General features: G+C 63.0%; 17 protein-coding genes. 16 read left to right on the top strand and 1 reads right to left on the bottom strand.

Annotated elements, in window-relative coordinates:
• Positions 1-95 precede the first annotated feature (95 nt).
• From HWE17_RS09875 to HWE17_RS09815, 13 genes are all read left to right on the top strand, one after another.
• Entirely contained in the window at positions 96-758 is a 663-nt protein-coding gene (locus tag HWE17_RS09875) for a CAAX prenyl protease-related protein (protein ID WP_176388654.1), read from the top strand.
• A gap of 39 nt (positions 759-797) precedes the next feature.
• Positions 798-2,036, top strand: a complete 1,239-nt coding sequence (gene epsL / locus HWE17_RS09870) for an XrtB/PEP-CTERM-associated polysaccharide biosynthesis outer membrane protein EpsL (RefSeq protein ID WP_176388653.1) — start codon at positions 798-800, stop codon at positions 2,034-2,036.
• A gap of 8 nt (positions 2,037-2,044) precedes the next feature.
• The gene (locus tag HWE17_RS09865) at positions 2,045-3,427 is read left to right on the top strand and encodes an undecaprenyl-phosphate glucose phosphotransferase (protein WP_099401013.1); all 1,383 of its coding nucleotides are present in this window, start codon (positions 2,045-2,047) and stop codon (positions 3,425-3,427) included.
• 543 nt (positions 3,428-3,970) lie between these two features.
• Complete coding sequence (locus tag HWE17_RS09860; protein WP_255206183.1) at positions 3,971-4,912, top strand: EpsD family peptidyl-prolyl cis-trans isomerase; 942 nt, start codon at positions 3,971-3,973, stop codon at positions 4,910-4,912.
• Between the two features lie 56 nt (positions 4,913-4,968).
• Positions 4,969-5,757, top strand: coding sequence for a polysaccharide export protein EpsE (epsE, locus tag HWE17_RS09855; RefSeq protein ID WP_176388651.1), 789 nt, complete (start codon positions 4,969-4,971; stop codon positions 5,755-5,757).
• Between the two features lie 41 nt (positions 5,758-5,798).
• A complete protein-coding gene (gene epsF / locus HWE17_RS09850; RefSeq protein WP_176388650.1) occupies positions 5,799-7,196 on the top strand; it encodes a chain length determinant protein EpsF in 1,398 nt (465 codons plus the stop codon).
• 13 nt (positions 7,197-7,209) lie between these two features.
• Positions 7,210-8,088: a chain length determinant protein tyrosine kinase EpsG gene (gene epsG, locus HWE17_RS09845; RefSeq protein WP_035828798.1), complete on the top strand. Its 879-nt coding sequence runs from the start codon at positions 7,210-7,212 to the stop codon at positions 8,086-8,088.
• A complete protein-coding gene (gene xrtB / locus HWE17_RS09840) occupies positions 8,088-8,996 on the top strand; it encodes an exosortase B (protein ID WP_217916736.1) in 909 nt (302 codons plus the stop codon). The genes epsG and xrtB overlap by 1 nt, the downstream gene beginning before the upstream one ends.
• Complete coding sequence (epsI, locus tag HWE17_RS09835) at positions 8,993-9,679, top strand: exosortase-associated protein EpsI, B-type (protein WP_035825816.1); 687 nt, start codon at positions 8,993-8,995, stop codon at positions 9,677-9,679. The genes xrtB and epsI overlap by 4 nt, the downstream gene beginning before the upstream one ends.
• 27 nt (positions 9,680-9,706) lie before the next feature.
• Positions 9,707-11,245, top strand: a complete 1,539-nt coding sequence (locus HWE17_RS09830) for a lipopolysaccharide biosynthesis protein (RefSeq protein WP_176388649.1) — start codon at positions 9,707-9,709, stop codon at positions 11,243-11,245.
• Complete coding sequence (locus HWE17_RS09825; protein ID WP_176388648.1) at positions 11,238-12,656, top strand: O-antigen ligase; 1,419 nt, start codon at positions 11,238-11,240, stop codon at positions 12,654-12,656. The genes HWE17_RS09830 and HWE17_RS09825 overlap by 8 nt, the downstream gene beginning before the upstream one ends.
• Positions 12,656-13,600 carry a glycosyltransferase family A protein gene (locus HWE17_RS09820; protein WP_035825818.1) on the top strand — a complete coding sequence of 315 codons (945 nt, stop codon included), beginning with the start codon at positions 12,656-12,658 and terminating at the stop codon, positions 13,598-13,600. Before HWE17_RS09825 ends, HWE17_RS09820 begins: the two co-directional genes overlap by 1 nt.
• A gap of 198 nt (positions 13,601-13,798) precedes the next feature.
• Entirely contained in the window at positions 13,799-16,030 is a 2,232-nt protein-coding gene (locus HWE17_RS09815) for a heparinase II/III family protein (protein ID WP_176388647.1), read from the top strand.
• 50 nt (positions 16,031-16,080) lie between these two features.
• Here HWE17_RS09815 and HWE17_RS09810 read toward each other — a convergent pair whose 3' ends face one another.
• Entirely contained in the window at positions 16,081-17,073 is a 993-nt protein-coding gene (locus HWE17_RS09810) for a hypothetical protein (RefSeq protein ID WP_176388646.1), read from the bottom strand.
• Between the two features lie 315 nt (positions 17,074-17,388).
• Between HWE17_RS09810 and HWE17_RS09805 the strand changes: the two genes are divergently transcribed.
• From HWE17_RS09805 to asnB, 3 genes are all read left to right on the top strand, one after another.
• Entirely contained in the window at positions 17,389-18,600 is a 1,212-nt protein-coding gene (locus tag HWE17_RS09805; RefSeq protein WP_176388645.1) for a glycosyltransferase, read from the top strand.
• 231 nt (positions 18,601-18,831) lie between these two features.
• On the top strand, positions 18,832-19,866 hold the full coding sequence (locus HWE17_RS09800) for a glycosyltransferase family 4 protein (protein WP_161784214.1): 1,035 nt from the start codon (positions 18,832-18,834) through the stop codon (positions 19,864-19,866).
• 26 nt (positions 19,867-19,892) lie between these two features.
• Positions 19,893-21,761: an asparagine synthase (glutamine-hydrolyzing) gene (asnB, locus tag HWE17_RS09795; protein ID WP_176388644.1), complete on the top strand. Its 1,869-nt coding sequence runs from the start codon at positions 19,893-19,895 to the stop codon at positions 21,759-21,761.
• The last annotated feature ends 7 nt before the right edge of the window (positions 21,762-21,768 follow it).

The following is a 21,768-nucleotide window of genomic DNA, read 5'->3' as shown; positions in this document are numbered from 1 at the left end:
TATTTATTACATCGGGGGATGCATGTTTGTCATGAAAAACATGCGCTCCGGACCACCGCGTCCGGTGCGCGGTTCCACCTCCGGTGCGCAGCAGCATGTTTGACCGCGCCGCCTTGCCCCGGGTAGCGCCATTCCTTGCCTATCTCTCCTTCATTGTCATTGCCGACGTGCTCGGCCGCCTGGGCGTTGCCGCGCAGGACTTGCGCTGGCTGTACGCCGTCAAGATAGCCGTCGTGCTGGGCCTGTTGTTGTACTGGCGCCGCAGTTACACGGAATTGCTGTGGACGCCGTTGGGCGCGCGTGCCATTCTCGGAGCGCTGGTCAGCGGTGTTGTTGTTTTTCTGCTGTGGATCAATCTCGACGCCAGCTGGATGCGCATCGGCAATCCGGACGGCTTCGATCCCCGCACCGATGGCCGCATCGAGTGGAGCCTGGTGGTGCTGCGCATCGCCGGCGCGGCGCTGGTGGTGCCCGTGATGGAGGAGCTGTTCTGGCGTTCCTTCCTGCTGCGCTGGATCGACAAGCCGGATTTTTTGCGGGCCGATCCGCGTCTGGCCAGCGCCAAGGCCTTCTCCATCAGCGTGTTGCTGTTTGGCTTTGAGCATAATTTGTGGCTGGCCGGCATGGTGGCCGGTGCGGCATATAGTTTGTTGTACATGCGTAGCCAGTCCCTGTGGTCGCCTATCCTCGCGCATGGCGTGACGAACGGCGTGCTGGGGCTCTGGATTATTTCTGGTGGGCATTGGATTTACTGGTAGTATTGCCTATCAACTGTGTGATCTTTCAAAGACAAAACCATGTTGAATTCCTTGCGTAAAAAAGCCGTTGCCGCAGCCTTCATGGCCAGCCCGCGTTTGCCGGCTGCGCTGTTCCTCCTGGGCACTCTGGCCAGCGGCGCCGCCCTGGCCGACATCAGCGACACCATCAAGCCTTTCGTTGCCACCTCGTATTCGTACGACGACAACCTGATGCGCTTGCCAGACGACGTGCCCGGTTTTTCCGGTCCCCGTTCGGATACGTCGAGGATGCTGCAGGCGGGCTTCCTGTTCAACCGTCCCATCGGCCGCCAGGTACTGACGGGCCAGGCCAAGTGGTCGAAGGTGAGCTTCAACCGCTTCAGCCAGTTCGACTACGACGGCAAGGATTATCTGGCCGACCTGGAGTGGCACATCGCCAACCACCTCGAAGGCCATGTGGGCGCCAGTTATTCGCAGACCCTGACGCCGTTCAGCGACTTCCAGAGCTCTGTGCGCAATCTGCGCACGGAGCGCCGCGAGTACGTGAATGGCGCCTGGCGCTTCCACCCCAGCTGGCGCGTGCGCGGCGGCCTGTCGCGCGACCGCTACTCGTATGACTTGCCGTCGCAAGCGTTTTCCAACTGGACGGAAGATGCGACGGAGTTCGGCGTCGACTACCTTGCGCCCAGCAATAGCCGCATCGGCCTGCAATTGCGCCACCTGAACGGCAAGTATCCGAACCGCGGCGCGCTCGATGCCAGTGTGTACGGCAACGGCTATCGCCAGGACGAGATCAAGGCCAATGTCTTCTGGGAATTGAGCGGCAACACGCAGTTGGAGTTCCTTGGTGGCTGGGTGCGCCACCGCAACAACTTGCTGGTCGGGCGCGATGAGAGCGGCACCAATGGCCGGCTGAGCATGTACTGGAAGCCTTTGGGTAAAGTCAATTTCACGGGCATGGTCTGGCGCGAATTCGGTTCCGTCGACAATTCGCTGGTGACAAGCAGCCTGAACACGGGCGCCAGCCTGGGCGCTTCATGGGCTACCACGTCGAAGGTGCGCGTCGATGCGCTGCTGCGCAAGGAACGACGCGATTTCGCCGCCATCAGCGGCCTGGTGCTGCCGGGCGACGGGCGCGACACCACCCGCACGGCATCGCTGGGCGCCACGTATGCGCCGCACCGGAAAATCCAGCTTGGCGTGCGTCTGTTCCACGAGCGGCGCGAAGGCGTCGCCATCATCGATAGCGGCAGCTATCGGGCCAAGGGCATTTCCTTCAATGGCAGCGTCCAGTTTTAAAGATCAACATGACTGTCAATGATATACCCCTGATTTCGTTTTTTCAGCGCGTCCTCGACCCGATCATCATCATGGGCTTGCTGTACCTGATGACGGTTTTGTCGGGCTCGCCATTCACCGGCTATACGCTGGTGCTGATGATACTGGCCGTCTTCATTTCGTCGACGGTGTACCAGCACGTCGACCCCTACCGTACCTGGCGCAGCGGCCGCATGCTGGCGTATGCGCGCGATATTCTCGTCGGCTGGACGATCGTCGCGCTGATCCTCATCTTCCTGGGCTCGGCCACGGGCCTGGCCTATCATTTCGATACCGAGGTGGTGCTGGCCTGGTTTGTCCTCACGCCCTTCGTGCTGCTGGCCGGGCACCTGGCCGGGCGCAGGTTCAGCCTGCGTCCGGACAGCGACAGCGAAGTGCGCTCGGTGGTCATCATCGGCGCCAATGACGCGAGCCTGAAGTTTGCCGCCACCGTCGAGCGCAATGCCAACCTGTTCATGCAGGTGCATGGCTTCTTCGACGACCGCACGGACGACCGCTGGCCGGAAAAAATGCGCGAACCGATGTTGGGGCGCATGGACGATATCGCCACCTACGTGCGCGAACACAATATCAAGATGATCTTCATCAGTCAGCCGATTTCGGCCCAGCCGCGCATCCGCAAGATGCTCGACGAGCTTGAAGATACGACGGCTTCCGTGTATTTCTTGCCCGATATTTATATCTTCGACCTGATGCAGGCGCGCTTCGACAACGTGGGCGGCATGCCCGTGATCGCCATCCGCGAATCGCCGTTTACGGGCTTTAACAGCATGGTCAAGCGGGGTAGCGACATCGTGCTGGGGCTGGTGATCCAGGTGCTGCTGCTGCCGGTCATGCTGGTCATCGCCATCGCCGTCAAGAGCACCTCGAAGGGGCCGGTGATTTTCCGCCAGCGCCGCTATGGCCTGTATGGCGAAGAGATCGTCGTCTACAAGTTCCGTTCCATGACGGTGGGCGAAGACGGCGATACGGTGGTGCAGGCCACCAAGAACGACCAGCGCGTGACGCGCGTCGGCGCCTTCCTGCGCCGCAGCTCGCTCGATGAGCTGCCGCAATTTCTCAACGTCCTGCAGGGCCGCATGAGCATCGTCGGTCCGCGTCCCCACGCGGTGGTGCACAACGAGCAGTACCGCAAGCTGATCAAGGGCTACATGCTGCGCCACAAGGTCAAGCCCGGCATCACGGGCTGGGCCCAGGTTAACGGTTTGCGGGGCGAGACGGAAACGCTCGACAAAATGGAGGCGCGCATCCATTTCGACCTCGATTACCTGCGCAACTGGTCGCTGTGGCTGGATCTGTGGATTATCGCGCGCACGGTGAAAGTGGTGCTGGCGCGCGAGAACGCCCATTGAGCGCCAGTATGCTGCCTGCAGGAAAAAATAGCGTTTGAATATACTTTGCACGGAGTCAATACGCGTTAAAATGGAGCATCTTTAGAGTACCAGCATAGAGCACCAGCGCATCACGCGACCACTCCGCGCTCACCCTGCCACGAGTCGTGCCGGCCATGCGCCATTACTTTCCTCTTGGAAAGGGTCCGACGAAGGGTGCAGTATCCGGCCTTGCCCCTGCCGGTCGTAGCGTCAGCCTGACGGGCAGCCGTCAGGGACGGCACGCGCCAACTATCATTGTTAAAGTCAGTCTGTACCGTGCAATACATAATTTTTTGCAATGAAGTAGACTGCGGAAATAGTTGTTTTTATATCTCATTAGTAGATTTTTAAGCAAATATTTTGCTTGTCGTCATGCATTGTGTGTATTATGTTTACAATATTATTAATTATTTGACGAATAACTATTTTTCGGAGGAATCTGAGCAGTGCAGCCTGGCCATGCAGCCAGCACGCCGCGCCGGATTTTTCCAGCCGTCATACCCGTCATCCGAAGGAGCTCGCTTGAACCACTTTATTCATTCCCGTCCCGCGCCACGTCTGTTGTGCGCCGCCCTGGTCCTGCTGGCCGCCGCCGGTCTGTCGGCCTGCGGCAACAAGGAAAAAAAGGCTGGCCAGGCGCTGGCCAGCGTGAACGGCGAAGAAATCACCGTCCTGCAGTTGAATGAAGAGTTGCAGCGGGCCGGCGTGCAGGCGCCGCAGCAGGCCGCGGCCAGCAAGCAGTTGCTCGAGTCGCTGATCGACCGCCAGCTGCTGCAGAACGAAGCGGCGAAGGAAAAGGTCGACCGCGATCCGAAAGTCATGCAAGCCATCGAGCGCGCCAAGGCGCTGATCGTTGCCCAGGCATACATGCAAAAACGCATCGGCGCGGCCACCCGCCCGAGCAAGGCCGAAGTGGAAGAGTACTTCGCGAAAAACCCCCTGTTCTTCAGCCAGCGCAAGCAATTCGATTTGCGCGAGCTGGTCATTCCGACGGCGGCGCTGAACGATGAACTCAAGGCCGTCATGGACCGCGCCAAGTCGCTGGAAGATGTGGCGCAATGGCTCGACGAACACAAGATCGCGTTTGGCCGCACCCAGGTGTCGCGCACCAGCGCCGACCTGGCGCCCGAACTGAGCGGCAAACTGCAGTCGATGCCCAAGGGCCAGCTGTTCATCGTGCGCGAAGGCGAGCGCAGCCTGCTCATCGCGCTGGCCGATATCAAGGATAGCCCGGTGGGCCTGGACGCGGCCGCGCCGCAGATCGAACAGTTCCTGGCCAACAAGAAGAACAAGGATGCGGCCGAAGCCGAGCTGAAGCGTCTGCGCGCCAGCGCCAAGATCGAGTATTTCAACAAGGATGCAGCGGCCTCGGCTTCGGCCAGTGCACCGGCGGCACCAGCGGCAGCGGCGCCGGCGAACAGCGCGCATGAAGCCAACGAGCGCGGCGTAGCGGGTTTGAAATAAGTGACGTATCAACAAGTAGTTAAACATCAGCAATCTACCAACGGGAATCTGTAATCATGAAACGACTCGCAAACTGGATGATGGCGGCCTTCCTGGCCCTCGCCGCAGGCATGGCCGGTGCAGCCGATGTCCCCCTCGGGGCTGGTGATGTGCTGAAAATTTCCGTCTACGGCAACCCGGATCTGGGCCTGGAGACGCGCGTCAGCGAAGCGGGGGAAATCACCTTCCCGCTGGTGGGCGCGGTAGCGATCGGCGGTTTGTCCACCTCGGCAGCGGAAAAGAAACTGGGCGGCCTGCTCGAAAGCGGCGGCTTCCTGCGCAAGGCGCAAGTGAACATCATCGTCACCAGCCTGCAAAGCCAGCAGGCGTCCGTGCTGGGCCAGGTGAACCGCCCGGGCCGCTATCCGGTGGAAGGCAAGCGCAGCGTGATGGACATGCTGGCCATGGCCGGCGGCGTCAGTCCTGATGGCGCCGACCAGATCACCGTGATCCGCAAGCGCGGCGGCACTGCCACGCGCGAGGTGGCCGATATCCTCGACATCGTGCGCAACGGCGACCTGAAGGGCGACACGGAAGTGGGCGGCAACGACATCATCTATGTCGAACGCGCGCCGCGCTTCTATATCTACGGCGAAGTGCAGCGCCCGGGCGCCTTCCGCCTGGAACGCAACATGACCGTGCTGCAAGCCTTGTCCGTGGGTGGTGGCCTGACCTTGCGCGGCACCGAACGCGGCGTGCGTGTCAAGCGCCGCAATGCGGCCGGCCAGATGGAAGTGTTGCCGGTCAAGCATGACGACCTGCTGCGCGTCGACGATGTCGTGTATGTCCAGGAAAGCCTGTTCTAAGAGCAACTGGCTCCCTACCTTTTTGTATTGAAAGTTTCCAAATGAACCTCACCCAACTATTGCTGATCCTTCGGGCACGCAAGAAGATTGTGCTGCTGACCTTGATGATCACCGTGGCGCTGGCGCTGGGCGTCAGCCTGGTGTTGCCGAAGACCTACAAGGCCACCAGCACCTTGCTGATGAACTACAAGGGCGTCGATCCTCTGACGGGCATGACCATGCCGGGGCAGTTGCTGCCCGGCTACATGGCTACCCAGGTCGATATTATCGGCAGCAAGAACGTCGCCCTGCGCGTCGTCGACCAGCTGGAGCTGGCGCGCAGCCCCGCCGTGATCGCCCAGTTCAATGACGCGGCGCAAGGCAAGGGCACGGTGCGCGACTGGCTGGCCGACTTGCTGCTGAAGAAACTCGAAGTGATGCCGTCGCGCGAAAGCAGCGTGGTCGATGTCAGCTTCAAGGGCGCCGACCCGCAATTCGTCGCGGCCGTCTCGAACGCCTTTGCGGAACAGTATCAAAAGGTCAGTATCCAGCTGAAGGTCGACCCGATGCGCAAGGCGACGACGTACTTCGATGACCAGACCAAATTGCTGCGCGATAACGTCGAGCGCGCGCAAAGCCGTTTGTCGAAATACCAGCAGGATAACGGCATCGTCAGCGTCGACAACCGCCTCGACGTGGAATCGAACCGCCTGAACGACCTGTCGGCGCAACTGGTGCTGGCGCAGGGCCAGGCCATGGAAGCCAATTCGCGCCAGCGCATGGCGCAGGGCGGCAACCTGTCCGAATCGCCGGACGTGGCGTCGAATCCGCTGATCCAGAGCCTGAAGCTGGGCCTGGGCAACGCCGAGGGTAAATTGGCCGAGCTGGGCCAGCGCCTGGACCGCAATCACCCGCAATACCAAAGCGCCAAGGCGGAAGTGGACAAGCTGCGCCGCGACCTGGCCGAGCAGACGCGCTCGACCTCGCAAAGCGTAGGCAACAATGCGCAGATCCTGCAGCAGCGCGAAGGCGCGATCCGTGCCGCTCTGGCCGCGCAAAAAGCCAAGGTGCTGGAACTGAACCGGACGCGCGATGAAATGGGCGTGCTGAGCAAGGATGTGGAAAGCGCCCAGCGCGCCTTCGACGTGACCTCGCAGCGCCTGTCGCAGACGCGCATCGAAGGCCAGGCCGAGCAGTCCGATATCGCCATGCTCAACCCGGCCACGGCGCCGATCGAGCCGGACAGCCCGAAGATTCCCCGCAACGTGCTGCTGTCGATTTTCCTCGGACTCATGCTGGGCTGCGGCATCGCGCTGCTGGCCGAATTGCTGGACCGCCGTATCCGTTCCGACCAGGACCTGAGCGAAGTGCTGCAGATTCCCGTGTTCGGCGTGGTCGACTGGAAACCGAAACAGCGCCGCATGCGCGGTATGCTGCCGCGCCGCTTGCGCCTGAACTGAGATGGAACCTATCATGACTTCAAGTCCACACCTTCTGAATACCACCGCACCGCTGGTGCGCGGCGCCGATTCCAGCATAGGCGGCCTGTTGCTCGAATCGGGCAAGATCACGCCGGAAAACGCCGAACGCGTGCTGCGCATGCAAAAGGAACTGGGCATCCGCTTCGGCGAAGCGGCCCTGCGCCTGGGCCTGATCACGGAAGCCGATATCGAGCAAGTGCTGGCGCGCCAGTTCGACTACCCGTATCTGCAGCCGGGCGCCGGCAAGTATCCGCAGGAACTGGTGGCCGCGTACCAGCCATTCAGCCACCAGGTGGAAACCCTGCGCGCCGTGCGCAGCCAGCTGATGCTGCGCTGGTTCGCCCGCGGCAGCAAGTCGCTGGTGGTGCTGGGCATGGAGCCGGGCGACGGCGCCAGCCTGTTCGCGGCCAACCTGGCCGTGGTGTTTTCCCAGCTGGGCGAGCACACCTTGCTGGTTGACGCCAACCTGCGCGCGCCGCGCCAGCAGGAAATCTTCGACCTGAAGACACGCCAGGGCCTGTCCGACGTGCTGGCCGGCCGCGCCGAACTCGATATCATCGCCAAGGTGGAATCGTTTGTCGCGCTGTCGGTGCTGGCCGCCGGCACCTTGCCGCCGAATCCGCAGGAATTGCTGAGCCGGACCTCCTTCGTCACGCTCAACAAGCAGCTGGAAAGCCGCTACGACGTGGTGCTCTACGACGTGCCGGCGTATGCCACCGGTTCCGATGCGCTGGCCGTGGCCGCGCGTGCCGGCGGCGTGCTGCTGGTGGCGCGCAAGAACAAGACGCCGATGGCGGAAGTGGCAGCCATGGCCGAGCAAATGACGCATAGCGGCGCCCAGGTGGTCGGTTCCGTGATGGTCGACTTTTGATGACTGCGCCTGGCCATGCCATGCCGCCGGCACGGTCCGGCCGGTCCGCCGTGCCGGACTGGCTGCCGCTGGCGCTGGGCTTCCTGGCCATGCTCGCGCCCAGCCTGGTCGGACTGTTCCGCGGCATCTGGTCCACCGAAGAGCAGGCGCACGGCCCCATCATCCTGGCCCTGTCGCTGTGGCTGATCTACCGCAAGTGGCCCGAGATGCTGGCGCAGAGCGCCGGCGCCCGTCCGGCCCGCGCCGGCTGGCCGCTGCTGGCCGCCGCGCTGCTGCTGTATGTGCTGGGCCGTTCGCAGCACATCCTGTCGCTGGAAATCCTCGCCCTGATCGGCACCGGCCTGGCCCTGCTGCTGCTCAAGCGCGGCTGGATTGCCGCGCGCGTGCTGTGGTTTCCCTTCTTTTTCATGCTGTTCATGGTGCCGCTGCCGCTGCCGCTGGTGACGACCCTGACCATGCCGATGAAAATGGCCGTTTCGTATGTGACCGAACACCTGCTTTTCCTGGCCGGCTATCCGATCGCCCGCAATGGCGTGATCCTGCAGATCGGCCAGTACCAGCTGCTGGTGGCCGACGCCTGCGCCGGCTTGCAGACCCTGCTCACGCTGGAAGCGCTGGGCCTGTTTTACCTGAACCTGGTGCGGCATACTTCGCCGTTCCGCAACATCGTGCTGGCCCTGCTGATCGTGCCGATTTCCTTTACCGCCAATGTCATCCGCGTGATCGTGCTGACCCTGATCACATATTACTTCGGCGACGCGGCCGGGCAGGGCTTCCTGCATGGCTTCGCCGGCATGGTGCTGTTCATTTCCGCGCTGCTGCTGATCCTCAGTGTCGACAGCCTGCTGCAGTGGATCGTGCGCAGGCGCCAGGCGGGCCGCGCGCCCGCCGTGGGAGCGTCGACATGAACGCGGCGCTGCGCATGAACATGCTGCTGGGCGCCTTGCTGCTGGGCGCGGCCATCCTCAGCCACGGCGTGGCGCCGGGCGTGAAGCTGGCCGACCAGCGCCCGAGCTTTTCGCTGGAAACGGCGATACCGCAAGCGTTCGGCGAGTGGCGCGTCGACAGTTCCATCGTGCCGCTGCAGGTGGATCCGGAAACCCAGGAACGCCTGAACAAGATCTACAACCAGACCTTGTCGCGCACCTACATCAATGCGCATGGCGAACGGGTGATGCTGTCGATCGCCTACGGCGGCGACCAGAGCGACAACATGGGCGTGCACAAGCCGGAAGTGTGCTACGCGGCGCAGGGTTTCCAGGTCGAGCGCGACGAATATGGCGAGCTGGCCTCGGCCTACGGCAGCCTGCCCGTGAAGCGCTTGTTGGCCGTGAATGGCAACCGCAGCGAACCCATCACGTACTGGATCACCATCGGCGACAAGATCAGCAAGGTCGGCATGCAGCAGCGCCTGGAGCAATTGCGCTACGGCCTGACGGGCACCGTCGCCGACGCCATGCTGTTCCGCGTGTCGAGCATCGATACGGATTTGCCGCGCGCGTACCGCTTGCAGGCCGATTTCGTCAATGGCTTGCTGGCCAGCATGCCGCCAGCGGAGCGTGGCCGCCTGATCGGCGCGCCGTCCCGTTGAGGCGCAGCGAAGCAGATAGCGAGAATCATGAGTAGCGACATCAACAAGAAAAGCGTCAGCGCCGTCAAGTGGGCGGCGATGGGCACGGTCCTCATGTTTGGCCTGCAGCTGGTCACGCAAGTGGTGCTGGCGCGCCTGCTGGGGCCGGAAAACTACGGCTTGTTTGCCATGGGACTGATCGTGCTGACATTTAGCAACTTCCTGGCCGATTTCGGCTTTTCCTGGGGGCTGGTGCAAAACCGCACGCTCAGCGAGGAAGATGTGCGCTTTACCGTGACGTGGCAGGCGCTGACGGGCCTGGCGGCCATGACCTTGCTGTTTTTCATGGCGCCCTGGATCGCCGCGTATTTCAAGGAGCCGCGCATCGCGCCCGTGATCGCGTGGATGAGCCTGACCTGCCTGCTGAATGCGCTGACGGCGCCCGGTAGCAGCCTGCTGCGGCGCGCCCTCGATTTCCGCTGGCTCAACATCATCCAGGTGAGCAGCTACATCGTCGGCTACCTGCTGGTGGGCTTGCCGCTCGCGTATGCGGGCGCCGGCGTGTGGACGCTCGTGTGCGCCTGGCTGGGACAGGCGGCCACGGCGCTGGTGCTGACGTATGCGCGCACGCGCTTTTCGCTCAAGCCGCTGCTGTGGTACGAGGGCGCGCGGCGTTCGACGAATGTGGGCGTGACGGTGTTCGTGACGAATCTGTGCAACTGGTGCCTGAACAATATGGACCGCGTATTTCTGGGCCGCTTCCTCAACGCCCACGCGGTGGGCGTGTATGCGGTCGGCTACAACCTGGCCAATACGCCCAATTCGCTGTTCCTGAGCGCCTTGCAGCCGGCGTTCCTGGCCACGGGCGCCAAGCTGCAGGACGATCTGCCGCGCCTGCGCGACACCTATCTGTCGGTGCTGGCGACCATCTGGATCATCATCCTGCCGCTGTTCGTGCTGCTGGCGATGACGGCGCCGGACCTGATCGGCGTGTTGTATGGCAAGGTGTGGCAAGAGTCGGGCATCGTGCTGAGCATCCTGGCGCTGGCCATGCCCGCGTACATCACGTGGGGCATGTCGACGCCGATTTTATGGAATACGGGCGGCAAGCACCTGGAAAGCCTGCTGCAACTGCCGCTGATCGTGCTGGCTGGCGCGGCGCTGGTGCTGTGGGCGGGGCAGGGCGGGGCGGTGGTCGCCATGATCGCCGCCGGCACCTTGCTGGCACGGGCGCTGGTGGTGGGCACGGTGGCGTGCCTGCGCCTGCAGGTGGGGCTGGGCGAACTGGCGCCACTGGCCGCGCGCGGCCTGGCGATGGGCTTGCTGGCCGCCGCCGGCAGCTGGGGCGGCGCCATGTTGGGCGGCCTGGGCGGCAGCCATCCGCTGCCGGCATTCCTGGGCGGCGCGATGTTCGGCGGCCTGACCCTGCTGCTGGCCGTGCTGGCCTGGCCCGAACTGCTGGGCACGCGCGCGGTGGGCATGCTGGCCCGCTTCAGCCCGCCGCTGCCGGCCAGGGTGGTCTCTTATCTGCGCGCCCGCTGTGGCGCGCGCGACAACTTACTGGATACGCGAGAACTACATGAGTGAAATACTGTTTGGCCTGTTTGCCGTGGTCGCCGCGCTGGTGGTGGTGTTCGTGATCGCCTTGAGCATTCATTGGGGCAACAAGCGCGAGACGGGACTGGTGCCCTATGTGTTCTATCCGGTACTGCTGTCGATCGCCGTGGCGGCCATTTTGTCGAACCGCGATATCTCTGGCGATGAGCTCCAGATGGGCATGCAGGCGATGGTGCGCAACCCGGCCAGCGCCTGGTTTGGCCGGCTCACGTCCCTGTTCGTGATCTTTGCCTGCGGCGAGCGCATATTGCACCGCCTGACTTCGCGCGACAAGATCCAGCCCATGCCGATGCTGCTGTTCTGGGCGCTGTTCGTGTACTTCCTCAGCAATATTGTCAGTCCGGCCCTGTTGGGGCGCCATACCAGTGTCTCGCATGAATACCTGTACATGTTCCTGGCCGGCTATGCGGCGCTGCTGATGACGCCGAAAGAGGTCGACCTGAGCGTCATTTCGATGCGCAACGCCACCTTGCTGTTCCTGGTGCTCAGCGCGGCCGTGTTTGTCTGGAAGCCGAACATGGTCATCAACAAGAGTTACCACGGCCTGATTCCCTTCCTCAGCATTCGCTATACGGGCCTGGCCAATCACGCCAACAGCCTGGGACCGATGGTGGTGGTATTCCTGTTGTGCCTGTGGCGCAAGCCCTATGCCTCGCACCTGCTGAACCTGTTTGCCTGGGGTGTGGGCCTGGGCAGCCTGTTGCTGGCCCAATCGAAAACCAGTTGGATCGCCTGCTTCCTGTGCTTTGCCTGTGTCGCGTATTTCGGTTTCCGTGAACAAATCAAGGAGCGGCTGTTCGATTACCGCCGCCCGCAATTGTCGATCATCGGCATCTTCTGCTTCATCCTGTTGTGCACGTTGGGCATGCTGATGGTGATGTTCGGCAATCTCGACGCCAAGCTGGCGCGCTTTGCCTCGAGCAACGAGGGCTTTGACTTGATCAGCTTGACGGGCCGTGACGTGATCTGGCAGGTGGCGCTGCAGGAATGGCACAAAAATCCCGTGTTCGGCTACGGCTTGCCGCTGTGGGATGATGCGTTCCGCGTCAGCATCGGCATGCCCTACGCCACCCATGCGCATAGCCAGTTTTACCAGAGTCTGGCCAGCGCTGGCACCATCGGGGCCATCGGCCTGGTACCGTATGCCATGGCACTACTGTATGCCTGCGCGCGCACGGCCCGTGCCAGCCAGGGCCTGTCGATGGCCCTGTTCGTGCTCATTGCCATCCGTTCGATCAGCGAAGTGCCGCTGTCGCTGACGGGCTTTGCCGCCGAGGCGATGACGCATTTGCTGTTGCTCATTATCTTGACGGCGTATTATCCGGCGGCCGACCGGCAGGCGCTCAGGGCGCGCAAGGTGCGCGTGCCGGGGATGGCTTGATGCTGTGCTCGGTCATTGTGCCGCTGTATAACAAGGGGCCATATATCGAAGCGGCGCTGGCCTCGGTGCTGGCGCAAACCCATGCCGACTGGGAAGTGGTGGTGGTTGATGATGGTTCCAGCGATGATGGCGCGCAGCGCGTGCGGGCCTGCGCCGACGCGCGCGTGCGGCTGGTAAGCCAGTCCAATGGCGGCGTGTCGCGCGCGCGCAACCGCGGCATTCTGGAAGCGCGCGGCGAATTGATCTGTTTTCTCGATGCGGACGACTGGTATGGTCCGGTGTATCTGGAAACCATGGTGGCCATGGCGCGCGCGCATCCGTCGGGGTCGTTTTTCGCCTGCGGCTTCGAACGCATACCGGACAGCAGCCTGGCGGCGCTCAGCTACCAGGGCGTGGCGGTACGCGAGACGCGCCTGCTCGACGACTTTTTCGAGCGCCGTCGCCGCGGCGGACCGTTTTTCTGCACGAATTCCGTGGCCATCTGGCGCAGCGACTTGTTGCCATTGCAACCGTGCTTTCCGGAAGGCGAATCGGCTGGCGAAGACCAGGATCTGTGGTTTCGGCTGGCCGAGCGCCTGACGCTGGTGTTTACGCCGGCACAGCTGGTGGCTTACCGTGTCGAGGTGGCCGGCAGTCTGTGCGCGATCGAATCGGTCGATGTGCTGGCGCCCACCTTCGAGCGACTGGAGCAGCGTGCCCTGGCCTGGCCGGCGGCCAAGCCGGCGCGCCGTTCGGCCTTGCGGCTGGTGTCCGATGCGCGCGTCAGCGTGGCGCGCGCGGCGCTGGCGCGGGGCCGCCGCGGCGAAGCGCTGGCCGGGCTGCGCCGCGCCGCCAGCGGCGGCATGTCGCGCCACTGGTGGGTGGCCCTGGCCTTGTGTTGCATGTTGCCGACCAGGCTTGCCATAAAATGGCAAATGTGGCGCGAAACGCACATTAGTAGCTGAGAAGAAACTAATATTAGTGCTTGTAAGAATACTTTAGGTATATGCTGCATATATTCGCAGTGCCTTCCGCAGTGTCTTCGCCTATTACCCGATCTTGTACGGCGGGCCGTCCTGTGTCTCGCAAGCAGCCTCGACAGGAGGCGTATGCCCACGCAGCGGCGGTATCTTGCTCGATAGTTGATGTTAAGAAGGTAATCTATGAAATTCGCTAAATATACGCTGGTCAAGGTAGCGCTGCTGCTCGTCTGTTCAGCTTGCGGCCAGGCCCAGGCCGACTGGGCCCTGGCGACAGACCCGCTGGCCATCCGCACCTTGCCGGACAACCGCCAGATCCAGCCGCAAAATCCCCCCAGTTTCAGCTGGTCGCGCCATCCGCAGTCGCCGGCGTCCTACATCATTGAAGTGCGCTCCGCAGGCGCCGTCGTCGGCACCTTCACGTCGGCGCGCAACTGGTATCTGCCATCCAGGAAATTTGCGGATGGCACGTACACCTGGCGCGTGCGTCCCGGCACGAGCAATGAATGGTCGAGCCCGCGAACCTTTGTGATCAATGCCACCTCGAAAGTGTTCGAAGTGCCGGAAAACAGCACCTTGCGCGCTGCCGTCGTGTTGCGCCCGCGCCCGCGCGGCTTGGAAGATAACGCGACCTTTTTTGCGAACTGGAGCGCGGCCAAGCGCACCGACCGCAGCCAGGTGCTGACCTGGCTGAGCAATGAGGTCAAGCGCAACATGACGGAACTCGCGCCCGTTTCCGACGCCGAATGGCCTTTGTCGCCGGGCAAGGTTCGTACCGCCGCCAACGAGGCGCAGAATGCGCGCGTCATTTCGCGCACGAATCTGAGCGCACGCCAGCTGGAGGCTGCCTCGCTGCTGTACCGCGTGACGGGCGAGAACCAGTATCTGGTGGAGGCGCTCAAGCGTGGCGACCAGCATGCCGCGCTCAGCACGAGCGGCGGCACCAGTTTTGTCAACCATGACCAGGGCAACCGCGCCATTGCGCAAAGCCTGATCAAGGCTATCGACAATCTGGCCAGCGCCCTCGATGCGCCGCGCCGCGCCCTGTGGCTGGAGAAGGTGCGCGTACGCACGAATGCGATGTACCTCGACCTGGCCGCACAGACGGGGCGCCTGGACCAGTATCCCTACGATTCCCACGCCGCCAGCAATATCGGTTTCCTGACGCTGATTTCAACGCTGTCCCTGGGCGATATCCCGGAGGCGAAGGACTGGTTCGATTTTTCGTTCCGCGCCTTTGTCAGTTCCTACAGCGTGTGGAGCGGCCCGGAAGGCGGTTTCGCCAACGGCACGGCGTATGCCGAGTATGAGGCCGACTACGCGCTGCAGATATGGCCCGCCCTGGCTTACGCGACCAAGGTCGACCTGTTCACCAAACCCTGGGCCAGCGGCTTTCTCGACTACCTGATGCATTTCGTGCCACCCGGTTCGCAGACCCACGTGTTTGGCGACGGGCACGAGACCTTGCCTGAAATCCGCATGATGAAGGGTTTCGCCGCGCATTTCGCCACGCCTGCCGCGGCATGGTATTTCAAGAACCTGATCCGTACCGACGATTCGCTGGCCACGCTGCAGGCACCGTACCCGTTGCCGGTGTCGACCGTCACCACGGCCGCGCCGCCAGCGAACTCGGCGTATTACCCGAGCATCGGCTGGGCCGCCATGCACAGCGACATCGGCAATCTGCAGCGTACCTCGGTGTATTTCAAATCGAGTCCCTATGGTTCGTTCAATCACAGCCATGGCGACCAGAACGGCTTTGTGCTGGCCAGCGCGGGCGTGCCCCTGCTGACGGAAAGCGGCTGGTATGACTGGTACGATTCGCCGCTGTGGAGTTCCTGGTACCGCCAGACCAAGGCGCACAATGCCCTGACGTTCGACAATGGCCAGGGCCAGTTGGTCGACGGCTATGAAACGACCATGGCGCGCAATGGCCGCATCACCGCTTTTGCCCCCAAGGCAACCGTCGACTACGTGGCGGGCGACGCCACGCTGGCGTATGGCGGCCAGCTCAAATCGGCGCTGCGCAAGCTGTGGTATTTGCGCACGATGGACGCCGTGGTGGTGCAGGACCAGGTGACATCGGCCACGCCGCGCGTGTTCGAGTGGAACTTCCATACGTATGCGCCTATCGTGGTCGACGCCGGCGGCGCCATCTCGGTGACGAATCAGGGCCGCAAGGTGTGCGTGGTGCCGGTCAGCACCGGTGCGCGTTTCGAAAAGCGCACGGGACCTCCGCCGCAGCCTGGTACCTACGAAGAGCATGGGGTGTTCATCAAGTCGGCCGCGGCGCTGAGCGGTGAATTCCTCACGGTGCTCGATGTCGGCTGCAAGAAGCCGCTGATCACGCTGGGCAGCAACGGCACGGCCCGCACGCTGACGGTTGGCAAGCAAGTGGTGACATTGCCGAACTGAGCGCTGGTTCCAGCAAAATCCACTGTCGTTGTTGCGGCAGTGGATTTTTTTCAAGGCGCCAACAGAAATTGTTCGATTTCCTGGCCCGGTCCGCCGCGCTGTTCCATGCGGGCATAGGCGCGCGACACTTGCCCGGCCAAGGCTTCGCGGAAGGCATCGTCGGACAGGGCGCGGCTCAAGCCTTCGCGCATGGCGCCGCTGTCGCCTGCGGCAACGAAGCCGGCGTAATCACGTCCCAGGTAGGCTTCGATGGCTTCGTGGCGCGTGGCGATCAGTGGTTTGCCATTGCGCAATACCCGTAGCAGCACGCTCTGGCCACACGCTTCGCCCTGGCTTTTCAGCGGCATGGCGACCACCCGGCTGCGTGCCAGCAGCATTTCAAACTGCGCTTCCGGCAAGTCGAGATGGACCGTCGTCTGCGCCGGATCTTGCGCGGGGATCTGGTTTTGCGCCGACGCCACGATCACCAGCTGCGCCCCCAGTCCGCGCGTCGCATCGAGCAGCAGGTCGTAATCGCGGTTGGAAAAGCCGCCGGCGAAGATGCTGCCGTCATCTTGCCGCTGGGACGGCGCGGTGGCGCCGTCGAGATGCTGGCGCCACAGGTGGAAATGCACGGCGGCGGGCGCGATGCCGACGTTGTCGGTCAGGTTCAGCGTTTCACCGCTGGAAAAGGTAATGAATTCCAGTCCGGGGAAATTGAGCAGGCGCCAGGCCCGGTTGATCACGTTGCGTGCCCGCGCGCCATGGATGAAGCAAGCCATTACCAGCAGGCGCTGCGGGCGCGGCAGCAGGCCCACGCGTATCAGCGCCAGCACGGGCAGCGCTTGCCAGCCGACAACCAGCAGGCGGTCTTGCCGGCTCCATAATTTGCGCGTGCGCAACAGTGATGGCGACAGCATGGCCGCCAGGATGGACAGTTTGCTGCGCATGTGCGGCTGCGCCTGCGCGTCCGGTCCGATATGCGTCACGCGCGCGCCGCTCGCCGCCAGGTGCTCGACGATGTCGTGGTAGGTTCCGGCTTCCGACAGCAGCACATGGATCATTGTTGCGCCTTATTGAAAATGGACATTATCACATTAAAACAACAGCCAGCGCCGTTGCGGCCGTCGTTGTCACTGACTTAATGATTGGCAATCGACAGCATTATAACAATAGCATTAATATAGATGTTTACATATTGTTTCAATGCACGGCATGCCACGCTGCGGTGATGTGCCGCGCCATTGCTGGCCGCTGCTAGCATAAACTTGTCGTGATGCTATTAATGCAATATAATTAATCATTTCGTAAGGCCGTGATATGCTTCGGCGCATGGCGTATTGTATCTGCCTCAACCTTCTTTTGCCGTCGAACCGCCTATGTCCCTGAAGATTTTGCAACTGGTGCCGGAAAGCCTGCCCACGTTTCGTCCCGATGTGGCGGTGCTGTTCGGTAAATACCTGCCGCGCTACGGCGTCGAATGCGATATCGTGGGCATGCCGTCGCAACAGGCGCCGCAGGCGCAGGGCTTCCGCTCCGTGCGCCACGGACGCTTCCTGGGCAACCGCCTCCTGCGTGAACTGGCTTTCCAGTGGACCTGCCTGCGCGCCCTGATGGGCGCCCGCCGCGCCAGTTGCGATGCGGTCCAGGTGCGCGACATGGTACCCACGGGCCTGCTTGCCTTGCTGGCGGCGCGCCTGAAGGGCATCCCGTTCTATTACTGGGTGTCTTACCTGATCAGCGAGGGACGCATCGAACGCGCGCGCAGCAGCCTGGCGCAACGCCCCACCTTGCGCGCGCGCCTGGTGCTGTGCAAGGGATTGCTCGAACAATGGTTGCTGTACCGTATTGTGTTGCCACGCGCCAATCACGTCTTCGTGCAAAGCGAAGCGATGCTGCGCATGATGCAGGCGCGCGGCATCGCGGCGCAGCGCCTCACGGCCGTGCCCATGGGTGTCGACATGGAAGTGTTGCAGGCGCAAGCCATCGCGCCCATCCGGCCGGCTGGCTGGGAGGAGGTGCCCTTGCTGGCTTACCTGGGCACACTCGACCAGTCGCGCCAGCTGGAACGCTTGCTGGACGCCTTGCTGATCGTGCGCCAGACCATCCCCGCTGCCTGCCTGCTGCTGATCGGCGCTTCCGATACGCCCTCCGATGTCGATGACTTGCTTGCCTATGCGCAGCGCGCCGGGCTGGCCGATGCCGTGCGCGTGACGGGCTGGCTGCCCTCGGACCAGGCGTGGCCCCTGCTGGCCGGGGCCGATGCCGCGCTGTCGTATATTCCCCGTGGCGCCCTGTTCGACGTCAGTTCGCCCACCAAGCTGCTCGAATATCTGGCCTTGCGCATGCCGGCCGTGGGCAACGACAGTCCGGATCAGGTCGAGGTGCTGACGGCCAGCGGCGCAGGCTGGCTGACGGCCAGCGAACCGGCCGCCATGGCCGCGGCGATGACGGCCATCTTGTCCGATGTGCCTGCGGCGCGCGCCCGTGCCCAGGCCGGCGTCGCCTATATCGAGGCGCAGCGCAGCTACCGTGTGCTGGCGCAGGCACTGGCGCAGCGCTACCAGGATCTTGCCAGTGCGCGCAGTTGACGCCCGTGGCTGGATGAGCAGGCAAGAAGTTGTTGCCGAACACGTAAACGGCGCTCAGAATGCACCATGGGTGGTGTTCCCTGGAAGAAAATTGTTGTAGATATTAGCGCAATGCAGCAAATATATTTGTCTTCGCGTCTAAATTACAAAAGTACAACATATAATACCAATATGACTACGATAATGCTGCTAGGACCTGCACTGACTGCGGTGAGCGGGGTAACCACCCATTTGAATCAACTATTTCACAGTTCTTTGTCGCAAGACTACAAGCTGGTGCACTTCCAGGTCGGTAGCGAGGGCCGCAACGAGTCGCGCCTGCACAAGCTGCTGCGTTTTGCCTGGAGTCCCGTGCAGTTCGTGCAGGCCGTGCGCAAGCAGCGTCCGCAGATCGTGCATATCAACACCTCCATGGAGTGGCGCAGCTATTGGCGCGATATCGTGTATCTGCTGCTGGCCAAGGCCATGGGCAAGCGCGTCGTGTACCAGGTGCATGGCGGCGCCTTGCCGCAAGTGTTTTTCAATGGCAAGCCATTGCTGACGGGCCTGCTGCGGCGCGTGCTGCGCGCGGCCGATGTGGTGGTGCTGCTGGCGCAATGCGAACTGCAGGGCTATCGCGACTTCGATCCCGCGCTGGCGCTCGACGTGATCCCCAACGCCATCGATGCGGGCAGCGACCCTGGCGACAGGCCGCTGGCGCCGCAGCGTCCGCTGTCACTCGTGTACGTGGGGCGCCTGGCGGAAAGTAAGGGCTTGTTCGATCTGCTCGAAGCGCTGCGCCTGGCGCGTGCCGCTAGCGTGGAAGCAACGCTGTCACTGGCCGGCAGCGGCCCCCTTGAAGGGGCGTTGCGCGAGCGCGTCGCCAAACTGGGCTTGCAAGAGGTGGTGCGCTTTCTCGGCCCCGTCTTTGGCGCCGAAAAGGAAGCCGTGTGGCGCCAGGCCGACCTGTTCGGTTTTCCCACCTTGCATCAGGAAGGCTTGCCGTATGCGCTGCTGGAAAGCATGGCCGCGCGCACGCCCGTGCTGGTGTGCCCGGTGGGCGCGATTGCCGACGTGATGCAGGATGGCGTGCATGGCGTGTTCTTGCCGCCACGCAAGCCCCAGGCGCTGGCGGACGCCATCGTGCGCCTCGACGCCGACCGCGCCCTGTTGCAGCGCATGGGGCAAGCGTGCCGCGAGCGCATCGAAAGCGCCTATACGGTCGAGCGCCTGGCGCAGGATTTCCGCCGCGTCTACCGCGCCTTGCTGGCGCCGCCGGCGCTCTAGCCGAATTCTTTTTTAAGCGAGCCTATATGTGCGGTATTGCCGGTTTGATCTTTCCCTCGTCCGTTGCCGGCCTGCCTGCCGCGCTCGACGCCATGGGGCGCGCCATCGCCCACCGCGGCCCCGATGATACGGGCGTGCTCCAGGCGGCCACGGCCGACGGCGCCTGGCAGGTGGGCTTGCTGCACCGCCGCCTGTCCATCATCGACATCGCCACGGGCCACCAGCCGCTGGGCAATGAGACGGGCGACGTGCAAATCATCTTCAATGGCGAAATCTACAATTTCCAGCCCTTGCGCGACGAGCTGATCGCGCTGGGCCACCATTTCCGCACGGCATCGGACACGGAAACCATCGTGCATGCCTACGTGCAATGGGGCGAAGAGTGCGTGCAGCATTTCCGGGGCATGTTTGCGTTTGCCATCTGGGATGCGCGCAAGAATTGCCTGTTCATGGCGCGCGACCCGTTCGGCAAAAAACCCCTGTTCCTGTGGCAGCACGAGGGCAAGCTGGCTTTCGGCTCGGAAATCAAGGCGCTGCTGGCCTTGCCGGACGTGGCGCCGCAAGCGGACGAGGCCGCCATCTGGGATTATTTCGCCTACCGCTACGTGCCGGGCCCGGCCACCTTATTCCAGGGCATCCGCAAGCTGGCGCCCGGTTCCACGGCCACGTGGGAAAACGGCGTGCTACGCGAGCGCGTGTATTACACGCCGCCCGACAGCCGGCCCCGCGTGACGGCGCCGTTGCCGGCCGACCCCGTCGCCACTTTCCTCGACAAGCTCGATGAATCGGTGCGCATTCGCATGATTTCCGACGTGCCCTTCGGCGCCTTCCTGTCCGGCGGCATCGACTCGTCGGCCATCGTGGCGCTGATGTCGCGCCATGCGGGCGTGCCCGTGAAAACTTTTTCCGTCGGCTTCAAGGAGGGCGGCTTCAGCGAGCTGGCGTATGCGGCCGATATCGCGCGTCAATTTTCCACCGAACACCATGAGCTGGAAGTGTCCGTCGACCAGGTCATCGCACTGCTGCCCGACCTCGTGCGCTTCCGCGACGCCCCCGTGGCCGAACCGTCCGATATTCCCATCTACCTGCTGGCAAAAGAATCGCGCAAGACGGTCAAGATGGTATTGACGGGCGAAGGCTCCGATGAAATCCTCGGCGGCTACCCCAAGCACGTGTACGAGCGCTATGCGGGCCATTACCAGATGCTGCCGGGCTTGCTGCGCCGCGGCCTGATCGAGCCGGCTGTCGGCGCCTTGCCCTACCGTTTCCGCCGCGCCAAGACGGCCATCATCAACCTGGGCCTGGAAGCGTTCGACGAACGCATGCCGCGCTGGTTCGGCATGATGTCCGACCAGGAACGCGCGCGCCTGGTGGCCATGCCGGCGCCGTCGCGCCAGCGCGATCCCGCGCTGGGCTGCGGCAGTGCCGGCAACAGCGCCTTGCGCCGCATCCTGTGCTTCGATCAACTGAGCTGGCTGCCCGACAACCTGCTCGAACGGGGTGACCGCATGACCATGGCCGCCTCGCTGGAAGCGCGCATGCCCTTCATGGACCACGAACTGGCCGCGTATGTGTCGAGCCTGCCGGACGAGTACCGCGTGCGCGGCCGCACTACCAAGTGGATTTTGCGCGAAGCCATGAAGCAGCTGCTGCCGGAAAATATCCTGTCGCGGCCGAAAGTGGGCTTCCGCGTGCCCGTCAACGAATGGTTCCGCGGCCCCATGAAGGATTATTTGTATGAACACTTGACGGGCGCCGAGTCGCGCACGCGCCACTATTACCATGCGCAAGCCCTGCAGCAGGTGCTGGCCGAGCACGTGGCCGGACGGCAAAACCACGAGAAGCTGCTGTGGAGCTTGCTCACCCTGGAAATCTGGCACCGCCAGTATCTGTGAGACGTCC

The sequence above is a fragment of the Janthinobacterium sp. BJB401 genome (assembly GCF_013372745.1).
Taxonomy (GTDB): Bacteria; Pseudomonadota; Gammaproteobacteria; order Burkholderiales; family Burkholderiaceae_D; genus Janthinobacterium; species Janthinobacterium rivuli.
Note: the sequence above shows the minus strand (reverse complement) of the source record. Positions and strands in the feature narration are given on the sequence as shown.